The following is a 22,768-nucleotide window of genomic DNA, read 5'->3' on the forward strand; positions in this document are numbered from 1 at the left end:
GGTATTCCCGATGAAATCCGTTCTCTCTATTCAGTCCCACGTGGTCTTTGGTTGTGCCGGCAACAGCGCGGCCGTCTTCCCCATGCGCCGCCTCGGTATGGATGTATGGCCCATCAACACGGTGCAGTTTTCCAACCACACCCAATATGCCCAGGGGTGGCAGGGGATGGCGATGCCGGCGGGTCATATCAGTGCGCTGGTGAAAGGATTGGGCAATATCGAGGTGTTGAGCCAGTGTGACGCCGTGCTGAGCGGCTACCTTGGCTCTGCCGAGCAGGGGGACGAGATCCTGACCGTGGTCAACGCCGTCAAGGCGGCTAACCCCGATGCCATCTACTTCTGCGACCCTGTGATGGGGCACCCGGAGAAGGGGTGTATCGTTGCTCCCGGCGTCACCCGTTTCCTGACCGAGCAGGCGCTGCCGGTGGCCGACATGATGGCCCCCAACCTGCTGGAGCTGGAGACCCTCTGCGATACCCATCTGGCTGATCTGGATCAGACCCGTGCGGCTGCCCATCAGCTGCTGGCCCGCGGCGTCAAGCTGGTGCTGGTCAAGCATCTCGGTCGTGCGGCGCAGGACTCCAGCCGCTTCGAGATGCTGCTGGCGACCCCGCAAGGGGATTACCTGATTGCCCGTCCGCTTTATGACTTTGCCCGCCAGCCGGTGGGGGTTGGCGATCTTATCAGCGCCCTGATGCTGGCCAATTTGCTGGCCGGCCACGATGCGGTCAGCGCGTTCGAGCGCACCAACGCCTCGGTGGATGCGGTGCTGCAGGAGACCTGGCGCCAGCAGGCTTACGAGTTGCAACTCATCGCCGCGCAAGATGCCTTCGCCCTGCCAGAGGTTGAAGTGCGAGCAGTGAAACTGCCCTGAGTCAACGCGGACTCTCGTCTATCCCGACAAGGGGATGCAGATGAAAAAGGCTTGCCAATGGGCAAGCCTTTTTACTGTTTGCCTATTTAGTGCGGCAAGCAATCAGATGCGGGGATGGCGGAGGCGATAACGCTCAGCCATGGCATTGGCCGCTACCATGGCGGCGTAGACATCCTGTTCACTCACTGTCATCGGCATGTTGCCCATGGTATCGAGGGGATCGCAGGCCAGCTGCGCCACCTTGCGCCACTCGTTTTCATCAAAGTGGGTGAGTCCCAACTCTTGCAGCGTCATGGGCAGACCTGCACAGTCGATGATGCGAAACACCTCATCAAGTTCGTGTTGCGGGGCGCGCTCAAGCACGAGTTGGGTCAGCAGGCCGAAGACTACTTTCTCGCCATGCTGGGCGCGATGGAGCTCCGGGATCAGTGACATGCCGTTGTTGACGGCATGAGCGGCGGCCAGTCCACCGGCTTCTGCGCCGACCCCGCTGAGGTAGATGGTGGCCTCGATAACCTGCTCAAGCGCCGGGGTCGGGACATGGTGGCGTATTGCATCCATGGCCAGCTCGATGTTTTCACCAAGCAGCTCGTAACAGAGCTTTGCCAGACCAAGGCCTGTGCGTGAAGGACGCTTGCCGACCAGATTGAGTCCGTCCGACCGATAGCAGGCGCGCGCCTCGAAATAGGTGGCCAGGGCATCGCCAACGCCTGCGGAAAAGAAGCGGGGAGGGGCGGCGGCAATGATGGCCGTGTCAGCCAGCACCACGTCCGGATTTTGCGGCAGGAAGAGATAGCGCTCAAATTCCCCCGCCTGGTTGTAGATCACCGCCAGTGCCGTGCAGGGGGCATCTGTGGAGGCAATCGTCGGGAACAGTACAACCGGACGGCGCAGATAGAAGGCCACGGCCTTGGCGACATCCAGCGTCTTGCCGCCGCCGATCCCGACAATCACGTTCGCACCATATTGCTCTGCAAGGTGGGTCATGCGGTGGATCTCCTGTTCGGTGCATTCATAGCGAAACTTGTCGACCACTCCCCTGAGGCCTGCCTGCAGGAGCCCCGCCAAAGCTTCTTCCCGTACCCGCTCCAGAATGAACTCATCGCTGATGAGCAACGCATAGTCACCAAAATCTTTAACGTGCTCATGGAGTTGCGGGAGAAGGTGTTGACCGATGATGAACTTTTTGGGGGAGGTAACTGTACGGGGCAAAGTGGGCATCCATTATTCCTCAAGGCAGTGAACAACATAGATTTGATTATCAAATGGGTCTCTCACGATACGCCTGATGAGGCAATAGATGAAGAGGAAAAGGGGGGCGTTTTAATCATTAATTAATCTTTTTGTTTGTTTGGTTGTATTTTGGGGCGAGCAATTGGCGGTGTTGAGGAATACAGGCGCAATGGCCGTATCGTGGCAATCCGTCGCAAGCCATACTGCTGCGACAAGCAGGGCCGCTTGGTGCGGCCCTGCTGTATTTGGATAAGGGATAGGGGATGGTCAGAGCGGTTTGTAGAAGATGACGGTCGCAGCAAGGGAGCCATCGGCGTTGCGTGCAAAGCTCGGGATCTGGCCCGCTTCCAGATAGCCGAGTTGACGATAGAGGTGGGAGGCCACATCACCGGCGCGAGTATCCAGCACCAGCAGCGAACGGCCCGCGGCATGGGCGCCTTGTTCCAAGGCCTGCATCAGCGCACGACCGACACCTTTACCTCTCGCCGTTTGCAGTACCATCAGTTTTTCCACTTCGGCCCGGTGGCGACCGTTGGCCTTGCCACAGAGCGCGAGCTGAATCGCTCCCACGAGCTGTTGTTGCTCAAGGGCAAGCCACAGCTTTCGGTGACCTGCCGCTAGATCCGCTTCAACTCCTTGCCAGTAGCGGGTAGATTCCTCCGTGGTCAGCGGCGGTAAAAAACCGACCGAGGCGCCGCTATCGACACAATCTTGCAGCAGGGTGATGAGCGCACTTTGGTAGGTTGCTGCGCTCTTAACTTCCACAATGTTCATCTGACATCCTTGTCGTTGCGCTGTTATGTGGCTGATTGCCACCGTTGGTTCATGTGAGGGAGGTACTTATGCTCGCCGCGAGTACGACTTGTCAGCGGATCAGCCCCTGCTCAACGAGCCAGGTAAACAGCAGGCGGGAGACGGGGGAGAGCTCATCGAGGTGAGAGCTGTCGAGCCAGCGCAGCTCGGCAATTTCTGCCGAGGCGATCGGGGTGCCGCTCGCTTCGCCGGTGTAGCAGCGCAGTCTCACCTCGACTCCTGCCGGTTTGCCATCGGCCTGAGCGCGGAACTCGCAGGCAAAGCGCAGGGTATCGGGCTGCAGGGTGACGGCCAGCTCCTCTTCAATCTCGCGGATCAGTGCCGCCTCGTCGCTCTCCCCCGGTTCCCGCTTGCCGCCTGGGATGTAATAGATGTCCTTGTCGTGGGAGCGGGCGCAGAGCAGCTGCTGATCTTTAAAGGTGAGCCAGGCGAGTTTGTCGATCATCTGTTTTCTCTCCAATGGGGTTGCCGTGATGAGCACTGGCGCACTCAAGCGCACAGTTGTTTTGCATGCCGGCAGCCTAACAAAGATGAAGTTGAGTCCCAAGGAGAAAGAGGGGAGATGCCGGAAACGCACTGTTTCCAGCGCGGTCACCGCGTAGCTGAATGAGTGCGCAATGGCTGGTTCGCCACAGACTTTTCGACCCTAAAAAAGCAGACTGGCGCACATCACGACAGGGCCGGACTGGGCGAAGGCGGGATCCTTGTGGTTTAATCTTGCCACTTTAGCGGTAGTGGGCGACGAGCCTGCTACCTTGCGTGGGCAAGATGCAGGTGAGCAAGATGCAGATAGCAGCAGAGAGCAAGTTTATCGGACTCGGGGTCGCGGGCAATTTCGCCGGTCATCTGGAGCAGGCGGGTGAAGCGTCGGACTTCGTAGCGGTAGTCGTGCGCGACACCACGGCGCCCAAGGCGCTGTTTCCCTTTTTCGTGCCGGGCCATCCGGGTCAGCTCGGGGTATTCCCGTTGAGCGACAAGGCGATCTTCCTGCCGGAAGCGGCGGTCAGCGGTGACGAGAAGGTGCAGATCGAGCCGGAAGTAGCCCTCTGGTGCGAGCTGGAGTATGCCGGCAAGCAGGTGGTGGCGATCCATCCCCGCGCCTTTGGTGCCTATAACGACTGTTCCATCCGCCGTCCCAACGCCAAGAAGATTAGCGAGAAAAAGAACTGGGGCGAAGAGAGCAAGGGGTTGGCGGCCAAGCTGCTGCCGCTTTCCGGTTTTGCCGCCGGTTGCGAGCTCGATGACTATCGCATCGCCTGCTATCTGGAGCGGGACGGTGAGCTGCACGCTTACGGGGTAGACAGCGCCGCCATCGACTACAGCTACTTCCACGGCAAGCTGCTCGACTGGGCCATCGACAAGTTCAATCATCAGCAGGATGAGGGGCCAGCGGAGCACATTCAGGGACTGCTGGCGCAGGCGGGACATCCTCCCCATGCGCTCATCAGTATCGGTGCCACTCGCTATACCCCGTTTGGCGAGACCCACTTCCTCAAACCGGGCGACACCTCCTGCGTGGTGGTCTATCCGGGCAGCCGTTATAGCGAAGCGGATATTCGCGAGGCGATCCGCAGCCGCCACTTTGGCGCTGATATGTCGGTGCTGCTGCAGGCGGTGCAGGCGCGCTAATCGCCGTTGCCAGCGGGAAGGTGTCTCTTCCCGCTGGTTATCATATCGAGTCATTTCATGACGATTGTTCAGGTATCCCGGGCTGATTATCCGGCCCTGATCGATCTGTGGGAGGCCTCGGTGCGGGCGACCCACCACTTCCTGCCCGAGGCCGAGATCCTGGCGCTTAAACCGCTTATTCTGGAGCACTACTTCGATGCGGTGACACTGCACTGTGCTCGTACAGAAGAGGGACACATTACGGGTTTTAGCGGAGTGCACGAGGGCAAGCTGGAGATGCTGTTTGTGGCTCCCGGGGCGCGCGGTAGTGGCGTGGGGCGTTTGCTGGTGGCGCATGCCATCACGCAGGGCGGCGCGACGCAGGTTGACGTCAACGAGCAGAACGAACAGGCGGTGGGCTTCTATCTGAAGATGGGATTCACCGTGACGGGTCGCTCGCCGCTGGATGGTCAGGGCAAGCCCTATCCGCTGCTGCATATGGCGCTGGCGCCGACCTGATCGTGCCTGATGAGGCACAGTACCCATAAACCAACGGGGGATGGCATCAGCCATCCCCCGTTTTTTTGATCGTGTTTGTTACTTGCTGGCGACCTTGTTCACCACCTTGATCAGCTGATAGCGCACGGAGGGGGCATCGGCCGGCACATCGGTGAGCTGCTCCTTGCTGACTGTGAGCTGATACCGGTAGCCCGGCTCGAACTGGAAACCTTCAATATTCTGGTAGAACAGCGTCCAGGGCTGCTGCTCATCACTGCGAACCTGCATGCACTGCATTGGGCCAACTCCGACGCAATCGACCAACTGGCTGTTGATATAGAGGGTCTCCCCCTGTGACGATGCGGGGGCGCTCTGGCAGGCGGTCAGCAGCAAGGCTGCGCTGATAAACAGTGGTTTCATAATGGACTCCTTAACGCGAAAGGGGGGCATTAGAGCGGCAAACAAAAAGGCGGTCAATGACCGCCTTTGTAACAAACCATATCAGCGCAGTGGTTAGCGCTGCTCGAGCGGAGTGAACTCGCGCAACGGGTGACCCACGTAGAGCTGGCGTGGGCGACCAATCTTGCTGTCCGGGTCTGAGTGGAACTCGTTCCAGTGGGCAATCCAGCCGATAGTGCGGGAGATGGCGAAGATCACGGTGAACATGCTCATCGGGATGCCGATCGCCTTCATGATGATGCCGGAGTAGAAGTCCACGTTCGGGTAGAGTTTCTTCTCGACGAAGTAGGGGTCGGAGAGCGCAATACGCTCCAGCTCCATGGCCACGTCCAGCAGTGGATCCTTGATCTGCAGCTCGGTCAGTACTTCGTGGCAGGTTTCGCGCATCACGGTGGCACGAGGGTCGTGGTTCTTGTAGACGCGGTGACCAAAGCCCATCAGACGGAACGGATCATTCTTGTCCTTGGCCTTGGCGATGTACTCGGGGATGCGATCCACCGAGCCGATCTCTTCCAGCATGCGCAGGCAGGCTTCGTTGGCACCACCGTGGGCCGGTCCCCACAGGGAGGCGATCCCCGCGGCGATACAGGCGAACGGGTTGGCACCGGAGGAGCCAGCCAGACGAACGGTGGAGGTGGAGGCGTTCTGCTCGTGATCCGCATGGAGGGTAAAGATACGATCCATGGCGCGTTCAACGATGGGGTTGACCTTGTACTCTTCGGTCGGCACGCCAAACATCATGTGCAGGAAGTTACCGGCATAGGAGAGGGCATTGCGCGGCTGCATGAACGGCTGACCGATGGAGTACTTGTAACACATGGCGGCCAGAGTCGGCATCTTGGAGAGCAGACGGAAGGCACAGATCTCGCGATGCTGCTCGTTGTTGATGTCGAGGGCATCGTGATAGAAGGCGGAGAGGGCGCTGACCACACCGCACATGATGGCCATGGGGTGGGAGTCACGACGGAAGCCGCGGAAGAAGAAGGCGATCTGCTCGTGCACCATGGTGTGGCGGGTGACCAGGCGTTCGAATTCGGCATATTGCGCCTTGGTCGGCGCTTCGCCGTACAGCAGGATATAGCAGACTTCCAGATAGGTGGCCTGGGTGGCCAACTGGGCGATGGGGTAACCACGGTGCAGCAAGACACCCTGATCCCCGTCAATGTAGGTAATGGCAGATTTGCAAGAACCGGTCGCCATAAAACCGGGGTCAAAGGTGAAATACCCCTGTGATCCCAATTTTCTGACATCGATGACATCCGGGCCGATGGTGCCGGAGAGGATCGGCAGTTCGACCGGATCTTTTCCGGGCAGGTGTAGGGTGGCTATCTTATCAGCCATAGCACGTCTCCTTTGCTCTTTATAATTTGGTTCCAGTCCTACTCTATTACGACTTTTATGACGCTGGCAAAGGTTGTTACCCATACCGAAGTGGCTGGAGCGCCTTATTTGAAACAGAGTTCCTTATCAATGTCAATTTTGCTGGAACCCCATTAATGGCATTAATGAAATGTTAAATTAAATATGCGATCGAGTTTGCGGTTTTGTGTTTTCTTTGTAGCTAATTGATTGTCTTCGGTTAAGGCCGCCGATATACTGCGCCACGTGGGTCATGGCTGCGGGTGTTTGAAACGCTTTGGCAAAGCCTGATGTGAAACCAAAAACTCGCGTTTTGGCTTTTTCAGAGTGTTTTGGTAACAAAAAACCAACAATCACCATTCCGTGCCCTCAAGTGTGAGTTAAAACAATAACTAACGTGCTCAATGGAGCTGAGTGGGCAAGCGTGAAAAACAAACAGAGACCGGTCAACCTCGACCTACAGACGATCAGCTTTCCTGTCACTGCCATTGCATCCATCCTGCACCGTGTTTCAGGGGTCATTACCTTTGTTGCACTGGGCATCTTGCTGTGGATGCTTGGTACTTCACTCGCCTCTCCCGAAGGGTTTGAAACCGTGGTTGCCATCATGGACAACTTCCTGGTCAAACTCGTGCTGTGGGGGATCCTGACTGCGCTGGCATACCACATTGTGGGCGGCTTGCGTCATCTGGTCATGGATATGGGCTATTGGGAAGAGCTGGAATCCGGCAATCAGAGTGCCCGCGTGGCCTTCGTGATCACCGCGATCCTGGCTGTATTGGCGGGAGTGCTTGTATGGTAACCAATTCTGCAACCTTCGGGCGCAGCGGCGTTCATGATTACATCCTGATCCGCGCCACCGCCCTCATCATGACCTGTTATGTCCTCTATCTGGTGGGCTTTGTCGCGTTCAACGACATCACCTACGAGGTGTGGGCAGGCTTCTTCGCCAAAACATTCACCAAGGTATTCACCCTGTTGACCCTGCTCTGCGTACTGATCCATGCCTGGATTGGTCTGTGGCAGGTGCTGACTGACTATATCAAGCCGGTAGGGCTGCGCGGGGCGCTGCAATTTGCCCTGGTCGTGGTGCTGTTTGTCTATCTGATGACGGGTTTCGTCGTGCTGTGGGGTGTGTAAGGTGACTATTCCAACTCGTGAATTTGATGCGGTGGTGATTGGTGCCGGTGGTGCCGGTATGCGCGCCGCGCTGCAGATTGCCCAGTCCGGCAAGAGCTGCGCTCTGTTGTCCAAGGTTTTTCCAACCCGTTCTCACACTGTCTCCGCCCAGGGCGGGATCACGGTTGCGCTGGGCAATGCCCACGATGACAACTGGCAGTGGCATATGTATGACACGGTAAAAGGTTCCGATTACATCGGTGATCAGGAAGCCATCGAGTACATGTGCAAAACCGGTCCCGAGGCTATCTATGAGCTGGAGAACATGGGGCTGCCCTTCTCCCGTTTCGACAACGGGTCTGTCTACCAGCGTCCGTTTGGTGGTCAGTCCAAGAATTTCGGTGGCGAGCAGGCTGCCCGTACTGCGGCTGCGGCCGACCGTACCGGTCACGCCCTGCTGCACACCCTTTACCAACAAAACGTCAAGAACAAGACCACCGTCTTCTCCGAGTGGTATGCGCTGGATCTGGTGAAAAACCAGGATGGCCACGTGGTGGGTTGTACCGCCATCGATATGGAGAGCGGTGAAGTGGTCTACTTCAAGGCCAAGGCCACCGTGCTGGCGACTGGCGGTGCCGGTCGTATCTACCAGTCCACCACCAATGCCCACATCAACACAGGTGACGGTGTCGGCATGGCGCTGCGTGCCGGCGTCGGCGTGCAGGACATGGAGATGTGGCAGTTCCACCCGACCGGCATCGCCGGGGCAGGGGTGCTGGTAACTGAAGGCTGCCGTGGTGAAGGCGGCTATCTGCTCAATAAAGATGGCGAGCGCTTCATGGAGCGTTACGCGCCAAACGCCAAGGACTTGGCCGGTCGCGACGTGGTGGCCCGCTCCATCATGATCGAGATCCGCGAAGGCCGTGGCTGCGACGGTCCCTGGGGTCCACACATCAAGCTCAAGCTGGATCACCTCGGCAAAGAGGTGCTGGAATCCCGTCTGCCGGGCATCTGCGAGCTCTCTCGCACCTTCGCCCACGTGGATCCGGTCAAAGAGCCGATCCCGATCATTCCGACCTGCCACTACATGATGGGCGGCGTGCCGACCAACGTGAATGGCCAGTGCCTGACCCAGGACAAGAACGGCAACGACGTGCCGGTGGTCGGTCTGTTTGCGGTGGGCGAGATTGCCTGCGTCTCCGTACACGGCGCCAACCGTCTGGGTGGCAACTCCCTGCTGGATCTGGTGGTCTTCGGCCGCGCTGCTGGCATGCATCTGGTCAACACTCTGGGCGAGATGGAGCACGGTTGTGATGCTTCCGAGTCGGATCTGGATGCCGCACTGGCCCGCTTCAACCGCTGGGAAAATTGCCGTGACGGGGAAGACCCGGTGCAGATCCGCAAAGACCTGCAGCGCTGCATGCAGAACAACTTCTCCGTATTCCGTGAAGGTGCGGCGATGGCAGAGGGGCTGGCCGAGCTCAAGGTTATCCGCGAACGCCTCAAGTCAGCCCGTCTGGATGACACCTCCAAAGAGTTCAACACCCAGCGCATCGAGTGCCTGGAGCTGGACAACCTGATGGAGACGGCGTTTGCCACGGCGGTTGCCGCCAACTTCCGTACCGAGAGTCGCGGTGCTCACTGCCGCTTCGACTTCCCGGATCGCGACGATGAGAACTGGCTGTGCCACAGCCTCTATCATCCGGACACCGAGTCCATGACCCGTCGCGCTGTCAACATGTCACCCAAGACCCGTGAGGCGTTCCCGCCCAAGGTCCGGACTTACTGATTGCGGAGCCAGCCCTATGAACGTCACATTCTCTGTCTACAGATACAATCCGGATGTTGATAACGTCCCCCATATGAAGGAATATCGTCTTGATATTCCTGAAGGTTCCGACATGATGGTGCTCGACGCACTGATCCAGTTGAAAGAGCTGGATCCCACGCTCGCCTTCCGCCGCTCTTGCCGCGAAGGGGTCTGTGGATCAGACGGTCTCAACATGAATGGCAAGAACGGTCTTGCCTGTATCACCCCGCTCTCCGACCTGCTGAAGAAGGGCAATAACGTTGTTATCCGCCCCTTGCCCGGCCTGCCGGTGATCCGTGATCTGGTGATCGACATGACCCAGTTCTACACCCAGTGGGAGAAGGTCAAACCCTTCCTCATCAACGATGACAAGTTGCCGCCGGTGCGTGAGCACCTGCAATCCCCCGAAGAGCGCGCCAAGCTTGACGGCCTGTACGAGTGCATTCTCTGTGCCTGCTGCTCCACTTCGTGCCCCTCCTTCTGGTGGAATCCCGACAAGTTCATCGGTCCGGCCGGGCTGCTCGCCGCCTACCGCTGGCTGGCTGACAGCCGCGACACCGCGACCACCGAACGACTGGGGAATCTGGACGACGCATTCAGCGTGTTCCGCTGCCATGGCATCATGAACTGCGTGAACGTCTGTCCGAAAGGCTTGAACCCGACCAAGGCGATTGGCCAGATCAAGTCGATGTTGCTCAATCGGGCTGTTTAGTATCAGGGCCGGCCACGTGCTGGCCCGACCTCTGGATAGCCATCCCACCCGTGGCAGGATGGCTATTTGACCCCTACAAGCTGCGCAGCAGTAACAAGAAGTACAAGGGATAGAAATGCATAACGGCGTGATGAAGGCCTGGTTGGAGTCATCTCACCTGGCTGGTGCGAATGCAAGCTATATCGAGGATTTGTACGAATCCTTTCTGGAAAATCCTGACTCCGTGTCCGACGAGTGGCGCAGCCTGTTTAGCGAGCTGCCCCAGGTCAATGGCCATGCGGTTGAACAACCCCACTCCCAGGTCCGCGATTATTTCCGTCGTCTGGCCAAGGATCCCTCTCGCTACAGTGCTCCCGTCTCCGATCCGCAAGTGGATGCCAAGCAGGTGCGGGTATTGCAGCTGATCAACGCCTTCCGTTTCCGTGGTCACCAGAATGCCAATCTGGACCCGCTGGGCCTGTGGCAGCGTGAAACCGTTGCCGAACTGGATCCTGCGTTCCACAACCTGCAGGGCGCAGATATGGAGGCCACCTTCAATGTGGGCTCCTACGCCATCGGTCGCGAGACCATGGTGCTCTCCGACCTCTACGCCTCGCTGAAGAAGACCTATTGCGGCTCCATCGGCGCCGACTACATGCACCTCACCTCCACGGAAGAGAAGCGCTGGCTGCAACAGCGTCTCGAATCCATTGAAGGGAAGGGGAGTTACACCCTCGAAGAGAAGACCCGTTTCCTCGAGAGCCTGACTGCCGCCGAAGGGCTGGAGAAATATCTGGGCGCCAAGTTCCCGGGAGCCAAGCGCTTCTCGCTGGAAGGTGGCGACGCCATGATCCCCATGCTCAAGGAGCTGATCCGTCGCGCCGGTGAGCAGGGCTGCAAAGAGGCCGTTATCGGTATGGCCCACCGCGGTCGCCTCAACGTGCTGATCAACGTGCTGGGCAAGCGCGCTCAGGATCTGTTCGACGAGTTTGCCGGCAAGCATGGCGAATCTTGGGGTACCGGTGATGTGAAGTACCACATGGGCTTCTCCTCCGACTTCGCCACCCCGGGTGGCAATGTCCATCTGGCGCTGGCCTTCAACCCCTCCCACCTCGAGATCGTCAACCCTGTGGTCATCGGCTCGGTCCGTGCCCGGATGGATCGTCGCGGTGACAAGGATGGCTCCAGCGTGTTGCCCATCACCATTCACGGTGACTCGGCCATGGCCGGTCAGGGCGTGGTGGCCGAGACTTTCAACATGTCCCAGACCCGCGCCTATGGTGTCGGCGGGACGGTGCGCATCGTCATCAACAACCAGGTTGGTTTCACCACCTCCTATATCCGTGACCTGCGTTCCACCGAATATTGCACCGACATCGCCAAGGCGGTGCAGGCGCCGGTGCTGCACGTCAACGGGGATGATCCGGAAGCCGTGGTGCTGGTGACCCAGATTGCACTGGATTACCGCAACACCTTCAAACGCGACGTGGTGATCGAGCTGGTCTGCTACCGTCGTCACGGTCACAACGAAGCGGACGAGCCGAGCGCCACCCAGCCGCTGATGTACCAGAAGATCAAGCAGCACCCGACCCCGCGCAAGATCTACGCCGATCAGCTGGTGGCCGAGGGGAGCCTCGCTCAGGAGCGGGCGACCGAACTGGTCAACGAGTATCGCGAAGCGCTGGATCGCGGTGAGCGGGTGAGCAAAGAGTGGCGGCCGATGGAGCTGCACTCCGTCGACTGGACCCCTTATCTGGGCCACGACTGGAACATGGCCTATGAGAGTGCCGTGCCGATGGATCACCTCAAGAGCCTCGGCGAGAGGGTGAGCCAGTATCCGGCCACCCACGTGCTGCAGCGTCAGGTCGAGAAGATTTACGAAGACCGCCGTCTGATGGCCGCTGGCGAGAAGCTGGTGGATTGGGGCTTTGCCGAGACCCTGGCCTACGCCACCCTGGTGGACAAGGGGTCCCGTATCCGCTTTACCGGTGAAGACTCCGGCCGTGGCACCTTCTTCCACCGCCACGCCGTACTCCACAGCCAGACCGATGCCAGCACCTACACCCCGCTGTGCAACCTGCACGACGAGCAGGGCCCGTTCGAGGTGTATGACTCTGTGCTGACCGAGAACGCAGTACTGGCCTTTGAATATGGCTACGCCAGCGCCGAGCCGGCTGGCCTCACCATCTGGGAAGCCCAGTTCGGCGATTTCGCCAACTGTGCCCAGGTAGTGGTGGATCAGTTCCTCTCCTCTGGTGAGCAGAAGTGGGGCCGGATGTGCGGCCTGACCATGCTGCTGCCGCACGGTTACGAGGGGCAGGGCCCGGAGCACTCCTCCGCCCGTCTGGAGCGTTATCTGCAGATGTGTGCCCAGCACAACATGCAGGTGTGCGTGCCCTCTACCCCGGCGCAGGTGTTCCATATGCTGCGTCGTCAGGTGGTACGTCCGATGCGCCGTCCGCTGATCGTCATGACGCCCAAATCCCTGCTGCGCCATCCGCTGGCGGTGAGCAAGCTCGAAGAGCTGGCGGAAGGAACCTTCCAGAACGCCATCGGCGAGATCGATGCGCTGGATCCGAAAGCGGTCAAGCGCGTGGTCTTCTGCTCCGGCAAGGTCTACTACGACCTGCTCGATGCCCGTCGCAAGGCCGAGCAGCAAGATGTGGCACTGGTGCGAATCGAGCAGCTCTACCCCTTCCCGGAAGAGGAAGTGCGCGCCATTCTGGCCGATTACAGCCACGTCACCGACTTTATCTGGTGTCAGGAAGAGCCGCAGAACCAGGGCGCCTGGTACTGCACCCGTCACCACTACGATGGCGTGCTGCCAGCCGGAGCCACCCTGCGTTATGCCGGTCGCCCCGCGTCAGCCTCACCGGCCGTCGGTTACATGTCTGTCCACGCCAAGCAGCAAAAAGCCTTGGTGGAAGATGCCCTTACCCTGTAAAGCCTCTGGCATAGAAGTAAAAAGGAACTGATTGGATGACTATCGAAATCAAGGTACCGGATCTGCCGGAATCAGTGGCCGATGCCACTATCGCCACCTGGCACAAGAAACCGGGCGATCTGGTCGCCCGTGACGAAGTGCTGGTCGACATCGAGACCGACAAGGTGGTGCTGGAAGTGCCGGCACCGCAAGCCGGTGTGCTGGGGGATATTCTGCAAGGGGAAGGGGCGACCGTGTTGTCCCGTCAACTGATTGCCATCCTCACCGCTGCCCCGGTGGCGGGTGAAGAGACCAAAGAGAAACCCGCGGAAGCGGTGGCCGATGATGGTGCAGATGGCTTGAGCCCCTCGGTGCGCCGCCTGATTGGCGAGCACGATATCGACGTGACCAAGCTGACCGGTACCGGCAAGGGCGGTCGCATCACCAAGGATGATGTGGAAGCCTTCATCAAGGCCAAGAGCCAGCCTGCGGCAGCCGCACCGGTCGCTGCTGCCGCTCCGGCAGCCAAGGTTACTCCGCTGGGTGGTCGCACCGACAAGCGGGTACCGATGACCCGTCTGCGTAAGCGCATCGCCGAGCGTCTGCTGGAAGCGAAAAATACCACCGCCATGCTGACCACCTTCAACGAGGTCAACATGAAGCCCATCATGGACCTGCGCAAGCAGTACGGCGAGATCTTCGAGAAGAAGCACGGCATCAAGCTCGGCTTTATGTCCTTCTATGTGAAAGCGGTAGTGGAGTCCCTCAAGCGCTATCCGGAAGTGAACGCGGCGCTCGATGGTGATGACGTGGTTTACCACAACTACTTCGACGTCAGCATCGCCGTCTCTACCCCCCGTGGTCTGGTGACGCCGGTGCTGCGCGACTGCGACAACATGAGCCTGGCGGACATCGAGAAGGCCATCAAGGATCTGGCGGGCAAGGGCCGTGACGGCAAGCTGACCGTGGATGAACTGACTGGCGGCAACTTCACCATCACCAACGGTGGCGTGTTCGGCTCCCTGATGTCCACCCCGATCATCAACCCGCCCCAGAGCGCCATTCTGGGCATGCACAAGATCCAGGATCGCCCGATGGCCGTTGACGGCAAGGTCGAGATCCTGCCGATGATGTATCTGGCGCTCTCCTACGATCACCGTCTCATCGACGGACGCGAATCGGTAGGCTTCCTGGTCTCCGTCAAGGAGCTGCTGGAAGATCCGACCCGTCTGTTGCTGGACGTCTAAGCCCGTGGCACCCGGGCAAGGGGTTTGCGCCCCGAGCCGAATGTGCTGCTGGACGTTTGAGTAATACCCGAGCGATTGAAAGATAACGAGGGGCCGCCCAGGCCCCCATTCACAGGGGATTGAGAAACACCAGCCCCGGACGGAAATACCTACAACACGGATAGAGCATCTATGAATCTGCATGAATATCAGGCAAAACAGCTGTTTGCCGAGTATGGCCTGCCGGTCTCCGAAGGTTATGCCTGTGCTACCCCACAAGAAGCGGCCGAAGCGGCCGACAAGATTGGCGGCAATACCTGGGTCGTCAAATGCCAGGTACACGCCGGTGGCCGCGGTAAAGCGGGCGGCGTGAAAGTGGCCAAGAGCAAGGATGAGATCCGTGCTTTTGCCCAGAACTGGCTTGGCAAAAATCTGGTGACCTACCAGACCGATGCCAACGGCCAGCCGGTCACCAAGATCCTGGTGGAATCTTGCACCGACATCGCCAAAGAGCTCTACCTGGGCGCCGTGGTTGACCGTGGTTCGCGCCGCGTGGTCTTCATGGCCTCGACCGAAGGTGGCGTGGATATCGAGAAGATCGCCCACGAAACCCCCCATCTGATCCACAAAGCGGCCATCGATCCGCTGGTGGGTCCGCAGGCCTATCAGGCCCGCGAACTGGCCTTCAAACTGGGTCTGGTCGGCGATCAGATCAAACAGTTCACCAAGATCTTCATGGGTCTGGGCCAAATGTTCCTGGATTGTGATTTCGCGCTGCTGGAGATCAACCCGCTGGTGATCACCGCGCAGGGCAACCTGCACTGCCTGGATGGCAAGATCAACATCGATGCCAACGCCCTGTACCGTCAGCCCAAGCTGCGCGAAATGCACGACCCGTCACAGGATGACCCCCGCGAAGCGCACGCTGCCCAGTGGGAGCTCAACTATGTGGCCCTCGATGGCAACATCGGCTGCATGGTCAACGGCGCAGGTTTGGCCATGGGTACCATGGACATCGTCAACCTGCACGGCGGCAAGCCGGCCAACTTCCTTGACGTTGGCGGCGGTGCCACCAAGGAGCGCGTAACCGAGGCGTTCAAGATCATCCTCTCCGACAGCAACGTCAAAGCGGTGCTGGTCAACATCTTCGGCGGCATCGTGCGCTGCGACATGATCGCAGAAGGCATCATTGGTGCGGTCAAGGAAGTGGGGGTCAAGGTGCCCGTCGTGGTTCGTCTGGAAGGCAACAACGCCGAGTTGGGTGGTATCAAGCTGGCCGAGAGCGGCCTCAACATCATTGCGGCCAAGAGTCTGACCGATGCCGCGCAGCAAGTCGTCAAAGCAGCGGAGGCCAACTGATGAGCGTACTGATCAACAAGGACACCCGAGTCATCTGCCAGGGCTTTACCGGCGGTCAGGGTACTTTCCACTCCGAGCAGGCGCTCTCCTACGGCACCCAGCTGGTGGGCGGCGTCTCCCCGGGCAAGGGCGGCACCACCCATCTGGGCCTGCCGGTGTTCAACACCGTCCGTGACGCGGTCGAAGCGACTGGCGCTACCGCCTCCGTCATCTATGTTCCGGCACCGTTTTGCAAGGACGCGATCCTGGAAGCGATCGACGCAGGCATCAAGCTGATTGTCACCATCACCGAAGGCATCCCGACGCTGGATATGCTGGACGTCAAAGTGAAGCTGCAAGAGACCGGCGTGCGGATGATCGGCCCGAACTGCCCGGGTGTGATCACCCCGGGTGAGTGCAAGATCGGCATCATGCCGGGCCACATTCATAAGCCGGGCAAGGTGGGCATCGTCTCCCGCTCCGGCACCCTGACCTACGAAGCGGTCAAGCAGACCACTGACGAGGGCTTTGGCCAGTCCACCTGCGTCGGTATCGGTGGCGACCCCATCCCGGGCTCCAACTTTATCGACATTCTGGAGATGTTCCAGAACGACCCGCAGACCGAAGCGATCGTGATGATCGGCGAGATCGGCGGCAACGCCGAGGAAGACGCTGCCGCCTATATCAAGGCCCACGTCACCAAGCCGGTGGTCTCCTATATCGCCGGTGTTACTGCCCCTCCCGGCAAGCGGATGGGCCACGCTGGCGCCATCATCTCCGGTGGCAAGGGTACTGCCGCCGAGAAGTTTGCCGCGCTGGAAGATGCTGGCGTGAAAACCGTCCGCTCCCTGGCCGATATCGGCAAGGCCTTGCGCGAAGTGACCGGCTGGTAATTCCTGTTAGCCCGTTATCTCTAATAAAAGTGCCGCCCGATGGGCGGCATTTTTTATGGGTTTTAAAGTGGTTTGATTTAACCAATCATCGCGATTCAGGCGCTAAACGAATTTTATTACAGGAGACCAGAAACAGTGTGGATACTAAAATAGTCTGCGATTTGAACTTGTCAGATTGATTTGTTCCTTTACCCATTGCATCGAGTGACCTGTTTGTGGGTAATGCTAAAAGTCATGCAAGGATGTCAGTGAGATAACGTAGTGTCAGGAGGACATAATGATTTCACGTATTTTGGGAATTGGCTGCCTTACCAGTATCTGCTTGCCAACAGCATGGGCGGCGGATTGCCCGAACAGGCAACCGGGGCAGCATCTAGAGTTTCTTGGGCGTTCGGCTGACAATTCGGTATCACTATGGCTTTCAAGTCCAGGTTCCGGGGGGAATTTTCGCCTCTCTGCTCCCGGGGTATCTGAAATCGATAGTTGGAATGCAAACCGCGCGTCGTTGCACTTGAGTGTCTCACCTGTAGTACTGGATGACCTTAACGGGACTCACAAACTGGATCTCCTCAATGCAGATGGTTCTTTCAACTGCTTCCTCGATTCGAGAAACCAGAACAATCCGGTATTTCCAAATATTCCCCCGATCGATGGGGGAGACAGTAACGGTGGCACTGGTGGAGGAACCGGAGGTGGGGATGGCGGCAATGGTGGAACTGGTGGCGGAACCGGCGGGGGGGATGGCAGCAATGGTGGTAGTGGTGGTGGCACCGGTGGTGGGAGTGACCCGATCCGCAATATTGTGACCAGTATCAGTGCAGATGCCTTGATGGGCTATTTGAGCGGCTCCCTCAGTATTTCAGATCGTGTCGTTGTCGGGCTTGACCAATTTGAAGATATTGCCGGTCAAAAGGGGTTGTGGCAGGTATGGACTGATGTACGCCATACCGGAGTCTCCGATGATCGTAACGAGATAGACACATCCGGACATGCCAACAGCTTTTTGATCGGTATACACAGATCCCTTGGTAAAGACGGGCTGGGCGGTATTGCATTTGCCAATAGCAAAACCTCTCTTGGCACGTTTGGCAGTTCGGTACGAAATGAGGGGGACAGCTTCTTTGTTGGGCCATATGGCGGCTATAGGCTAGATACGCACTGGCTGCTGGATGGCTGGGCTGCATGGGGACGAACTGATAACGATACCGAACTCGATGTACTTAAAGGGAGTTTCAAGACAACGACCGGGTTGATCTCAGCCAACCTGACCGGTGGCTACGACGTTGGTGAGTATCTGCTGCGGCCCAAGCTTGCCCTCTTTTACAGTCACAATAAATCCGATGCGTTTGATTACACAGGCTCATTGCCTTATGCAAACCAGATTTATAACGTGACATTGCGGGTTAATGAAAACTCTTTTGAATATGCCACCAGTGAAGCATCAGGGGATATCAGTCGTATTTTCACCACAACCGATGGTGTTCAAATTATACCGGCCCTGCGTCTTGGGGTTCGTTATGATATTGAGCGTCCCAATGATGGTCAGATCCTGAATGAAAATCTGACAATGGAAAGTACGACCCCGTGGAGTGGATCTGCACGGATTGCACTGGCGGTAGCCCCTCAGCGTCATCAGCGTTTTGAAGTTATCACCGGTTATTACAGTATCGGGCGTCAGGACCTTGACCTCTGGGATATTAGATTTAACGCCGCAGTGAATTTTTAACTTACATAGGGAGATAAAAGTACCGATATCTTGGTCGGCACTTTGATTTAAATTACATGTATGGAGATGGTATTCACCTGACAGTTGCCAACAAAAGGGAGTGGTCACACGGCTTCATACCGAATAACAAACTGTATCCCTTGTGGTGGCCCGAGAGAGCCTTATTTAGTTGATGGATATATCCACAAATGGGTGTGTCAGGAGTGCCGAATAGCTAGAGACGGATATCCGGATGTAGGGCTGAAAAGGGAAGATGTGTGCGCAGGAACGTCATCTTTGCGAGATAGCAAAAAGGCACCCGAGGGTGCCTTTTCACAATCTGAGTGGCTTGCCTATCAGGCAGCGGCTTTCAGCTGTACTGCGGCGGCTTTCTTGTGATCGCCGATCGGCATCACGGTGCGGCCGAACTGCTCGTTGATCACGGTGGCCATGGCCAAGTAGATGGCGCTGGCGCCACAGATGATGCCTTCGAAACCGGCGATGGTGCCGATCAGGGTGCTGCCGGTGAAGTCACGGGCGGCCAGAAGGAAGAACAGCACGGTCAGGGAGGCGAACACGAACTGCTTGGCGCGCGGGTAGTTGATGGTGCCAACCAGCATGAACAGGGTGAACATGCCCCACATCAGCAGATACCAACCCATGTAGGCGTGCGGAGTCGCTTCGGCCAGACCCATGGTCGGCATGACGAGCAGGACAACCAAGCTCAGCCAGAACAGGCCGTAGGAGGTGAACGCGGTCACACCGAAGGTGTTGCCACGCTTGTACTCCATGATGCCAGCGATGATCTGGGCGATGCCGCCGTAGCACAGGCCCATGGCCAGGATCATGGCGCTGATGGGGAAGAAACCTGCGTTATGGATGTTCAGCAGGATGGTGGTCATACCGAAACCCATCAGACCCAGAGGGGCAGGGTTGGCCAATTTTTCGCTCACGTGGCGTTCTCCAAAAATAGAGGTGGGGGTTAACAAAAGACGCGCGATTTTAGGCAGGCTGCGGCGTGCCCGCAAGGGGGCAAGGGGGATAAATCGTAAAAAAACTACGTGATTATTTGCATCAGAGGCCAAATGCTCACCAAGGCAGGCTGTTTGGTGAGCAAAAGGTGTCAAAATAGTTGAGGGGTTGTATTTTTATTACGCTTTTTACGAAGTGCGGCGGCGTCACTGATCCAGTGTCAGGATCACTTTGGCTTCCTTGTCCTCTTCCTTGACCTGGCTGTCGAGCACGAACAGCCGCTCCGGGGCGATCCCCTGGCTGTCGACCAGAAACTCCTTGGTATTTTGCGCCCGGCGCATGGCGAGATTGCGCAGGGATTTGGCGGTGATGAGCTGCTGATCCTGCAGCAGGATCACCGCCTGGGCCCGCAGTGCCGCGCTCTCTTCATCCAGATGGAGGCGATCGGCCAGATCTTCCAGGTCTTCGCCAAAGCGCTCTTCATAGGCCTGGGCCAGCGCCTCTTGCAGGGCTGAGTCCTGTTCCAGCAGGTCGAGATCCGCCTGATTGCCGGTGAGCTTGGCCAGTACCCGCTCCAGCTTTTGCCGTTGCAGGATGGGGCGCTCCTCGTTGAAGTTGACCTTGCCGCGAATGTTCATGCTGAGCTTGGGTCTATCCTTGAGGGCCTGCGCCAGCTTGACCAGTTTCTCCTGCTGGGTGGGGGTGAGATCGGGATCCCCCGGCAGGAAGGGAAGTTCGTCGAGATCTTCGGTGCCATCGGCCAGCGAGGCGAGCAGGGAGAAGGGGGAGGTGATCGCCTTGCTCAGGGTGTTGCCCAGCACATCCCAGAAGATATTGCCGATGCTGAAGTCCGGTTGATCGAGATCGCCCTTCACCTTGAGGTTCATCTGTATCACCCCGTTGGCATCGCTTAGCAGGGCGATGGCTAGCCCCAGCGGCAGATCCTTGGCCTGATCGCTCTTGATCTTCTCGCCCAGTTGCAGCTTCTTGATGGTGATGTCGTTATCCCCCTCCAGCCGATTGCCCTCCAGCTTGTAGTGCAGCTTCATGGAGAGCTGCCCCTTGTCGATGGCATAACCGGCATAGGTGCCCGAATAGGGGGTGAAGGTGGTGAGCTCCAGATTGTGGAAAGAGACCGCGATGTCGAGGATAGGGTTGGCCACCAGCAGGTTGGTACCGCCGCGAATGGTCACTGGCGCATAGCGATCCACCTTGCCGTTGAAGGCGAGATCGGAGCGTTGCCCCGGAATATTGCTGATATGGCGACTTTGGCCGCCCAGCGAGGCGATATCGGCCACAAAATCTTGGCTCAGGCTGCGATCGGCAAAGCGCAGGTTGCCCTGCTCGGTGCGCAGCTGGTCGATGGTGAAACGAAAGTCGGGAGCCTTGCTGCCTGCCTTTGCTTCAGTACTTTTTGCTGCCGCTGGTTGCGGCAACAGCAGCTGTTGCAGGTTGGTGGTGCCATCTTCGTTGATCTCGATGCGGGCGAAGGGCTTGTTCAGAGCAATGTCCTTGATCCGCATCTGCTGGCTGATGCCGTCGTACGTCAGACCGGTGAGAGCCAGGGTGTTGAACTCCAGCAGCCGCTGATTGTCTGCCCGATCGACCACCTTGAGCCCGTTGACATCGAGCCCCCCTTGCAGGGTCAGCTTGCTCAGATCTCCCTGGGCGGTGGTGGCGAGATCAAGTCTGGTCTTGCTGCTCAGCAGCCCGTTTTGCACCTTGATGCGTACCAGATCGGCCAGATAGGGCTGTGCCAGCGTCAGGGGTAGCCCCTGCTGGTTGATGTCGCCGCTTAAGGTGAAAGGAGTCAGGGTCAGTTGGCCATCAAAGGCGAGGGGGCTGCTCTGGTTGAACTGGGTGGCCAGAGTCAGTTTGCTCGGTTGCTCCCCCTTGCTGCCCAGTGGCCCCAGCGCCAGCTTGAGGCCGGAGAGCTGGCGTGCCTGCGGTTTGCCGCTGCTCGATTCGGTGAGAGTGAGATCGCCCTTGTCGATAACGATCTGCTTGATCTGCCACTGCCAGGGTTTGTCTGCCCCGTGTTTCTTGCCGTTACCGGCTGTCTTTGCTTGTTGTGCCGACTTGGGCGCCGCATTGTTGGCCACCTCGTTTGCGGCGTGGGCCCCTTTGGCGGGTTTGGCGGGGGCCTGTTCAATCAGCAAGTCAGCCAGATCCAGCTCCTGCTGTGGGTTGAGGGTGGCCTTGAGCAGGGGTTGTTGCAGGGTTACCTTGCCGATCTGGAGCGACTGTTTCTGGCCATCGACAGCCAGATCGCTCAGGGCCAGCTGGCCGAAGCGGGCAAATTCGTCGCCCTTGTGTTTTTTAAGCTGCCAGTTGTCTAGCGTCAGCTTGCCTTTGGACAATTGCCACAGCACTCCTTGCTTGCCCTCTTTAAGCTGGTACTCCACCTCTGCATTGGCGTGGCCCTTGGCCAGATCCAGCTTGAGATAGGGTGCCCAGAGCGGGGCGAAGGGTTTCAGCTCGACCTGCTTGAGGCTCACCTTGCCCTGACCCATGCCGCTCATCACATCGAGTTTGCCGTGAGCGGCGAGGCTGCTTTTGCCGTTGATGGCGGCGTTCAGCTGATAGGCGGTCGGGTGATTTGCCTCGGTGCGCAGGTTATCGAGCTTGAGGGTCACTTTCTCCAGATTGAGGAGCGGCAACCAGCCGGGTTCGCTCTCCTTGCGCTGATCCTGATAGCGCACATGGCCGTCAGTGACTGCGATGCTGGCAATATCGACCAGCAGCGGGGCGCTGGCTGTTTCGGGCTCGAGGGAGGGGGCAGGGGTGAGCAGGGTGGCCAGCGCATCGGTCAGATTGAGTCGAACATCCCCTTTTTTGTCTGCCAGCCGTTGCAGCAGCACCACGGGTTTGGTCAGGGTGACGGTGGAAAGCACGACCGCTTTCTGCTGCCAGCTGGCTTGCAGGTCGGGGGTGATAAAGAGCTGCTCAAAACGGACGATAGGCTGCTGTTTGGCATCGAGCAGGGCAGTCGCGCCGAGGGTGAGAGAAGGGTTGCGCAGCCCTACGTCAATCTCCCCCAGCGTCAGTTGCAGGCCATAGTGCTCAGCCAGCCAGCCGGGCAGATAGCGCTGGACCAGACGGGGGGTTTGCCACAGCAGCAGAGTGATCAGGATAAGAAGCAGCAGAAAAGCGTAGGCAAGGTAGCGCAGCAAGCGGAGCTTGGGGGACGCGGGCTCGGTGGTGTTCATTTGGTGCACTCCCATTTGGTTCCCGCCATGGTACAGAA

At 58.5% G+C, this 22,768-nt stretch carries 20 protein-coding genes; 12 read left to right on the forward strand and 8 right to left on the reverse strand.

The window, feature by feature from the left end; genetic code table 11:
* The first annotated feature begins 10 nt into the window (after positions 1-10).
* A complete protein-coding gene (gene pdxY / locus AB5Y67_RS03105; RefSeq protein ID WP_058056929.1) occupies positions 11-874 on the forward strand; it encodes a pyridoxal kinase PdxY in 864 nt (287 codons plus the stop codon).
* Between the two features lie 102 nt (positions 875-976).
* Here pdxY and AB5Y67_RS03110 read toward each other — a convergent pair whose 3' ends face one another.
* The 3 genes from AB5Y67_RS03110 to AB5Y67_RS03120 all read right to left on the reverse strand — a co-directional run bounded on the left by AB5Y67_RS03110 (position 977) and on the right by AB5Y67_RS03120 (position 3,365).
* A complete protein-coding gene (locus AB5Y67_RS03110; protein WP_325793794.1) occupies positions 977-2,095 on the reverse strand; it encodes a glycerol dehydrogenase in 1,119 nt (372 codons plus the stop codon).
* A gap of 279 nt (positions 2,096-2,374) precedes the next feature.
* The gene (locus AB5Y67_RS03115; RefSeq protein WP_064337786.1) at positions 2,375-2,881 is read right to left on the reverse strand and encodes a GNAT family N-acetyltransferase; all 507 of its coding nucleotides are present in this window, start codon (positions 2,879-2,881) and stop codon (positions 2,375-2,377) included.
* Positions 2,882-2,972: 91 nt separating this feature from the next.
* Entirely contained in the window at positions 2,973-3,365 is a 393-nt protein-coding gene (locus AB5Y67_RS03120; protein WP_064337787.1) for an NUDIX domain-containing protein, read from the reverse strand.
* Positions 3,366-3,703: 338 nt separating this feature from the next.
* Here AB5Y67_RS03120 and AB5Y67_RS03125 point away from each other — a divergent pair, with 338 nt between their 5' ends.
* The gene (locus AB5Y67_RS03125; protein ID WP_181223985.1) at positions 3,704-4,549 is read left to right on the forward strand and encodes a DUF5718 family protein; all 846 of its coding nucleotides are present in this window, start codon (positions 3,704-3,706) and stop codon (positions 4,547-4,549) included.
* A 57-nt stretch (positions 4,550-4,606) separates the two neighbouring features.
* Positions 4,607-5,047 (forward strand): acetyltransferase, encoded by a 441-nt coding sequence (locus AB5Y67_RS03130; RefSeq protein ID WP_199427442.1) that lies wholly within the window; start codon positions 4,607-4,609, stop codon positions 5,045-5,047.
* A gap of 78 nt (positions 5,048-5,125) precedes the next feature.
* Here AB5Y67_RS03130 and AB5Y67_RS03135 read toward each other — a convergent pair whose 3' ends face one another.
* From AB5Y67_RS03135 to AB5Y67_RS03145, 3 genes are all read right to left on the reverse strand, one after another.
* Positions 5,126-5,446: a DUF4377 domain-containing protein gene (locus tag AB5Y67_RS03135; protein ID WP_019446103.1), complete on the reverse strand. Its 321-nt coding sequence runs from the start codon at positions 5,444-5,446 to the stop codon at positions 5,126-5,128.
* A gap of 93 nt (positions 5,447-5,539) precedes the next feature.
* Positions 5,540-6,826: a citrate synthase gene (locus tag AB5Y67_RS03140; RefSeq protein ID WP_005333572.1), complete on the reverse strand. Its 1,287-nt coding sequence runs from the start codon at positions 6,824-6,826 to the stop codon at positions 5,540-5,542.
* A gap of 177 nt (positions 6,827-7,003) precedes the next feature.
* Positions 7,004-7,204, reverse strand: coding sequence for a hypothetical protein (locus tag AB5Y67_RS03145; protein ID WP_124929313.1), 201 nt, complete (start codon positions 7,202-7,204; stop codon positions 7,004-7,006).
* 64 nt (positions 7,205-7,268) lie between these two features.
* Between AB5Y67_RS03145 and sdhC the strand changes: the two genes are divergently transcribed.
* The 9 genes from sdhC to AB5Y67_RS03190 all read left to right on the forward strand — a co-directional run bounded on the left by sdhC (position 7,269) and on the right by AB5Y67_RS03190 (position 18,570).
* A complete protein-coding gene (sdhC, locus tag AB5Y67_RS03150; protein WP_005333571.1) occupies positions 7,269-7,646 on the forward strand; it encodes a succinate dehydrogenase cytochrome b556 subunit in 378 nt (125 codons plus the stop codon).
* Entirely contained in the window at positions 7,640-7,984 is a 345-nt protein-coding gene (sdhD, locus tag AB5Y67_RS03155) for a succinate dehydrogenase, hydrophobic membrane anchor protein (RefSeq protein ID WP_005333558.1), read from the forward strand. Before sdhC ends, sdhD begins: the two co-directional genes overlap by 7 nt.
* 1 nt (position 7,985) lies before the next feature.
* The gene (sdhA, locus tag AB5Y67_RS03160; RefSeq protein WP_199427444.1) at positions 7,986-9,752 is read left to right on the forward strand and encodes a succinate dehydrogenase flavoprotein subunit; all 1,767 of its coding nucleotides are present in this window, start codon (positions 7,986-7,988) and stop codon (positions 9,750-9,752) included.
* A gap of 16 nt (positions 9,753-9,768) precedes the next feature.
* Entirely contained in the window at positions 9,769-10,485 is a 717-nt protein-coding gene (locus AB5Y67_RS03165) for a succinate dehydrogenase iron-sulfur subunit (RefSeq protein WP_005333549.1), read from the forward strand.
* Between the two features lie 115 nt (positions 10,486-10,600).
* Positions 10,601-13,408, forward strand: a complete 2,808-nt coding sequence (sucA, locus tag AB5Y67_RS03170; RefSeq protein ID WP_199427445.1) for a 2-oxoglutarate dehydrogenase E1 component — start codon at positions 10,601-10,603, stop codon at positions 13,406-13,408.
* A 35-nt stretch (positions 13,409-13,443) separates the two neighbouring features.
* A complete protein-coding gene (gene odhB / locus AB5Y67_RS03175; RefSeq protein ID WP_043824260.1) occupies positions 13,444-14,634 on the forward strand; it encodes a 2-oxoglutarate dehydrogenase complex dihydrolipoyllysine-residue succinyltransferase in 1,191 nt (396 codons plus the stop codon).
* A gap of 171 nt (positions 14,635-14,805) precedes the next feature.
* Positions 14,806-15,972, forward strand: a complete 1,167-nt coding sequence (gene sucC / locus AB5Y67_RS03180; RefSeq protein WP_005361097.1) for an ADP-forming succinate--CoA ligase subunit beta — start codon at positions 14,806-14,808, stop codon at positions 15,970-15,972.
* Positions 15,972-16,844, forward strand: a complete 873-nt coding sequence (sucD, locus tag AB5Y67_RS03185) for a succinate--CoA ligase subunit alpha (RefSeq protein WP_005333542.1) — start codon at positions 15,972-15,974, stop codon at positions 16,842-16,844. Before sucC ends, sucD begins: the two co-directional genes overlap by 1 nt.
* 277 nt (positions 16,845-17,121) lie before the next feature.
* Positions 17,122-18,570 carry an autotransporter outer membrane beta-barrel domain-containing protein gene (locus AB5Y67_RS03190; protein WP_129560396.1) on the forward strand — a complete coding sequence of 483 codons (1,449 nt, stop codon included), beginning with the start codon at positions 17,122-17,124 and terminating at the stop codon, positions 18,568-18,570.
* Between the two features lie 335 nt (positions 18,571-18,905).
* Here the strand turns inward: AB5Y67_RS03190 and AB5Y67_RS03195 are convergent, their stop codons facing one another.
* Positions 18,906-19,502, reverse strand: coding sequence for a GPR1/FUN34/YaaH family transporter (locus AB5Y67_RS03195; RefSeq protein ID WP_021230311.1), 597 nt, complete (start codon positions 19,500-19,502; stop codon positions 18,906-18,908).
* Positions 19,503-19,727: 225 nt separating this feature from the next.
* Positions 19,728-22,730, reverse strand: coding sequence for a DUF748 domain-containing protein (locus AB5Y67_RS03200; RefSeq protein WP_325793793.1), 3,003 nt, complete (start codon positions 22,728-22,730; stop codon positions 19,728-19,730).
* Between the last annotated feature and the right edge of the window lie 38 nt (positions 22,731-22,768).

The sequence above is a fragment of the Aeromonas sp. s12 genome, assembly GCF_040907925.1.
Classification (GTDB): domain Bacteria; phylum Pseudomonadota; class Gammaproteobacteria; order Enterobacterales; family Aeromonadaceae; genus Aeromonas; species Aeromonas veronii.